The organism is Sphingomonas bacterium, assembly GCF_903644135.1.
Classification (GTDB): Bacteria; Pseudomonadota; Alphaproteobacteria; order Sphingomonadales; family Sphingomonadaceae; genus Sphingomonas.
In genome coordinates this window covers 1-4,140 of the sequence record NZ_CAHJXA010000256.1, presented here as the reverse complement: position 1 = coordinate 4,140, position 4,140 = coordinate 1, and the positions used below count along the sequence as shown (strand labels likewise).

Below are 4,140 nucleotides of genomic sequence, written 5' to 3'. Positions count from 1 at the left end.
CGCCGATCCGGTCCTTGTTGCGCGGCACGATCGCGGTGTGCGGGATCGGCAGGCCGAGCGGATGGCGGAACAGTGCGGTGACCGCGAACCAGTCGGCCAGCCCGCCGACCATCGCGGCCTCCGCGAACGCGCGGACGAAGCCGAATGCGGGATGCCGGGGGAGCAGCGAGCGGCTGGCAAGGAACAGCGCCGCCATAGCCAGCAACAGCCCGCCGGCGATCAGCCGCATCCGCGTCAGCCCCGCCGGCGGCGGCTCGCGGCGGTTGGGGCGTGCGGTCATCGCGGCGTCAATGCCCGGGATGCGGCTTGGTTCAGTCGGACCTTATCGACACGCGCTTCGTCACCCCGGCCTTGTGCCGGGGTCCAGAGCCGGAAGCGCCGCGGCCTGAAACTCTGGATGCCGGCACAAGGCTGGCATGACGGAGCCACCAACCCCAGCCGGCTACTCCGCCGCCGGCAGCGCACTCGGTCCGCGGCCAAGCGCCGGCCGCGGCGTGCCGCCCTCGATCAGCGGCCCATCCGCATCGTCGCCCGGCCGGTAACTGAGCAACCGCCGCCCGAGCCGCGGCCCGACCCATTCCTCGGCGTCGATCGCCAGGCTGAAGCTCGCCGGCACGATCAGCAGCGTCAGCACCGTCGACAGCGTCAGGCCGCCGATCACCGTCACCGCCATCGGCTGGTTCCACGAGCCGTCACCGCCGATCGACAGCGCGGTCGGGATCATGCCGGCAACCATCGCCACCGTCGTCATCACGATCGGCTGGGCGCGCTTGTGCCCGGCCTCCATGATCGCCTGGTAGGGCGGCACGCCGGCCCGCATCTCCTCCAGCGCGAAATCAATGAGCAGGATCGAGTTCTTGGCGACGATGCCCAGCAGCATCAGCAGGCCGATCAGCACCGGCAGCGAGATCGGCGTCCGGGCGATGTGCAGCGCGATCGCCGCTCCCAGCGGCGCGAGCAGCAGCGAGCCCATGTTGACGAACGGCGGCATCGCCCGGCGATAGAGCAGGATCAGCACTGCCAGCACCAGCATCACCCCCGCGATCACCGCGATCACGAAGTTGACGACCATCTCCCCCTGCCACTTGGCATCGCCCGCGGCGGCATAATGGACGCCAAGCGGCAGGTGCTGCATCGCCGGCAGTTGCAGCGCCTTGGCCAGCTCCTCGCCGCTCACCGCGCCGGGCGTGAGGTCGGCGTCGATGACGATCCGCCGCTCCTGGTTGAAGCGCTTGATCTCCGACGGCCCGGCCCCCAGGCTGATGTCCGCCACCACCTTCAGCGGCACCGTCGTCCCGCGCGAGGTCGGCACCGGCAGGTTGGCGATCGTCGACAGGTCGCGCCGGCTGTTGGGGTCGAGCGCGACGCCGATCGGGATCTGCCGGTCGGGCAGCGAGAATTTGGCGAGGTTCTGGTCGATGTCGCCCAGCGTCGCGATGCGGATCGTCTGGCTGAGCGCCTGGGTGGTGATGCCCAGGTCGGCGGCGACGCCGGCGCGCGGGGTGACGACGATCTCGGGCCGCGGCATGTCGCCCTCGACCCGCGGTGCGCGCAGGTTGGGCAGGCTCTTCATCGCCTCGGCCACGCTGTTGGCGGCCTGCGTCAGCTTCTCGGGGTCGTCGCCCGCCAGCAGCACCGACACCGCCCGGCCGCCGCCGCCAAAGCCCTGCGCCGCGAAGCTGACCCGCGCGTCGGGGATGCCGTTGAGCAACGACTGGGTCTCGCGCTCGAAGTTGATTGAGCTGCGCGAGCGTTGGTGTTTCAGCATGATGTTGATCTGACCGCTGCCGGCCTTGACGATCTGCATCGTCGTCGCGACCTCCGGCTGCTGCTCGATGATCCGCGTCGCCTCCGCCACCGCAGCTTCGGTCTGTCGCAGCGTCGTGCCCGGCGTCATCGCGATCGTGACGTTGCTGAAATCGACGTTGGACTGCGGCTGGAAGGTGAACGGCAGGGTCGCGAACAGGATGGCGGTGAGGACGAACGCCGCGCCGCCGACCGCCACCGTCTTCCAGCGGTTGGCCAGCGTCCAGCGCAGCGTCGCCAGATAGCGGTCCATCGTCCAGCCGCCGCCATGCTCCTCCATCCCGCCGGCCTTGAGGAAATAGGCGGCGATCATCGGCGTCAACAGCCGCGCGACCAGCAGGCTCATCAGCACCGCGATGACGACGGTGGTGCCGAACGCCTTGAAGAACTGCCCGGCGACGCCCGGGATCAGCGCCACCGGCAGGAACACGGCGACGATCGAGAAGGTGGTCGCGACCACCGCCAGCCCGATCTCGTCGGCGGCGTCGATCGATGCCTGATAGGCCGACTTGCCCATCCGCATGTGGCGGACGATGTTCTCGATCTCGACGATCGCATCGTCGACCAGCACGCCCGCCACCAGGCTGAGCGCTAGCAGCGTCATGAAGTTGAGGGTGAACCCCATCAGGCTCATGATCCAGAAGGTCGGGATCGCCGACAGCGGGATCGCCAGCGCCGAGATGATCGTCGCCCGCTTGTCGCGCAGGAACAGGAACACGACGACCACCGCCAGCACCGCGCCCTCGATCATCGATTCCATCGCCGAGCGGTACTGGCGCATGGTGTAGGTGATGGTCGTGAAGCGCTGGACGAAATGGTATTTGGGGTTCTCCTGCTCGATCTTGGCGAGTTCCTTGACCGCCGCGTCGTAGAGCTGGACCTCCGACGCGCCGCGTGCGCGCGTGATCGCGAAACCGACCACCTGCTTGCCGCCCGACTTGGAGACGCCGAGCTGCTCATAGGAGCTGTCGCGCACCTCGGCGACATCGGCCAGCTTGATGGTGCGGGCGCTGGTGCCGGTGGTCGCGCCGCCGAGCGGGATCTGCGTCTGGCCGAGCGAGAACGCGTTGCGGGCGCTGCCGACGATGCGGACCGACTGCTGGGCACCGCCGACATCGGCGCGGCCGCCGGCGGCGTTCTGGTTGATGCCGCGCAGCACCTGGTTGACCTGGGTGGCGGTGACGCCCAGCGCCTGCATCTTGACGGGGTCGAGGATCACGCGGATCGCCCGGTCGACGCCGCCGTTGAGCGGCACGCTCTGCATCCCCGGGATCGCCAGCAGCCGTTTCTGCACCACCGTGTCGACGAACCAGGACAGTTGCTGCAACGTCATGTCGGTGCCTTCGACCGACCAGTTGGCGACCGGCGAGTTGTTGACGATGACGCGGGTGATCCGCGGCTCGACCACGCCTTCGGGCAGCTGGCTGCGGATCTGGCTGACCGCGTCGCGCACATCGGTGACGGCGCGATCGACCGGGGTGGCGAAGGTGAACTGCACGAAGGTCTCGCTGCTCCCCTCGCTCATCGTCGACTGGATCTCCTCGACGCCTTCCAGGCCGCGGATCGCGGTCTCGATCTTTTGGGTGATCTGCGTCTCGATCTCGGTTGGCGCGGCACCGGGCTGGCCGACCTGGATGACCACCGCCGGAAAGGCGATCTCGGGGTTCTGATTGAGCGGCAGGGTCAGGAACGCGATGACGCCGGCGATGGTCAGCGCCGCGAACAGCACCAGCGACGGCACCGGGTTGCGGATCGACCAGGCGGAGATGTTGCGAAGGCCCATCGGATCGCGTCCCGTCTATGAGGTCATCTGGGAGGGGGCGGCGCGCACCGGCACCACCTTCTGGCCGGGGTTGAGGAAGGCCGCCGCCGACACCACCACCCGCTCGTCGCCGGCGAGGCCGCTCGCGATCGAGATGCCGCCGTCGGTCACCGGCCCCAGCGTCACCGCCCGGCGCACCACCGTGTCGCCGCGGTCGAGGACGTAGACATAGCTGCCCTTCTCGTCGGTCTGCACCGCCGATTCGGGCAGGCGCGGCACGACGCTGCCGCCGGCGACGATCCGGACCGAGGCGAAGCCGCCGGGGCGCAGCGCCGGATCATAGTGGAGCGCGATGCGGGCCAGGCCCTGGCGGGTGGCGGGATCAACCACCGGCGATACCTGCCACACGGCACCGGCGAAGCCCTGTTGCGAACCCACCGGGGTGACGGTCGCGCGCGCGCCAGTGTGGAGGCCGGCAAGGTCGCTCTCGGCCAGCGCCGCCCGCATCTCCAGCTCGCCCTCGGCGGCGATGCGGAACAGCGTGCCCGAGGCGGCCCCGACCACCTGCCCCG

Annotated in this window: 3 protein-coding genes; all 3 read right to left on the bottom strand. The window is 69.6% G+C overall.

Translation table 11 applies throughout. The annotated features are described in order from the left end of the window. Positions 1-280: DUF445 family protein (locus HUU96_RS12345; RefSeq protein WP_174293073.1), on the bottom strand; the 280-nt coding region annotated here is incomplete at its 3' end. 162 nt (positions 281-442) lie between these two features. After that, positions 443-3,589, bottom strand: coding sequence for an efflux RND transporter permease subunit (locus tag HUU96_RS12340; RefSeq protein ID WP_174293072.1), 3,147 nt, complete (start codon positions 3,587-3,589; stop codon positions 443-445). A gap of 15 nt (positions 3,590-3,604) precedes the next feature. Continuing rightward, positions 3,605-4,140, bottom strand: a 536-nt coding sequence (locus tag HUU96_RS12335) for an efflux RND transporter periplasmic adaptor subunit (protein ID WP_174293071.1), incomplete at its 5' end; no start/stop codon positions are given.

What these genes read in the sequence shown, in the direction of transcription:
- HUU96_RS12340 (WP_174293072.1), bottom strand. Translation starts at nt 3,589, where the DNA reads ATGGGCCTTCGCAACATCTCCGCCTGGTCGATCCGCAACCCGGTGCCG.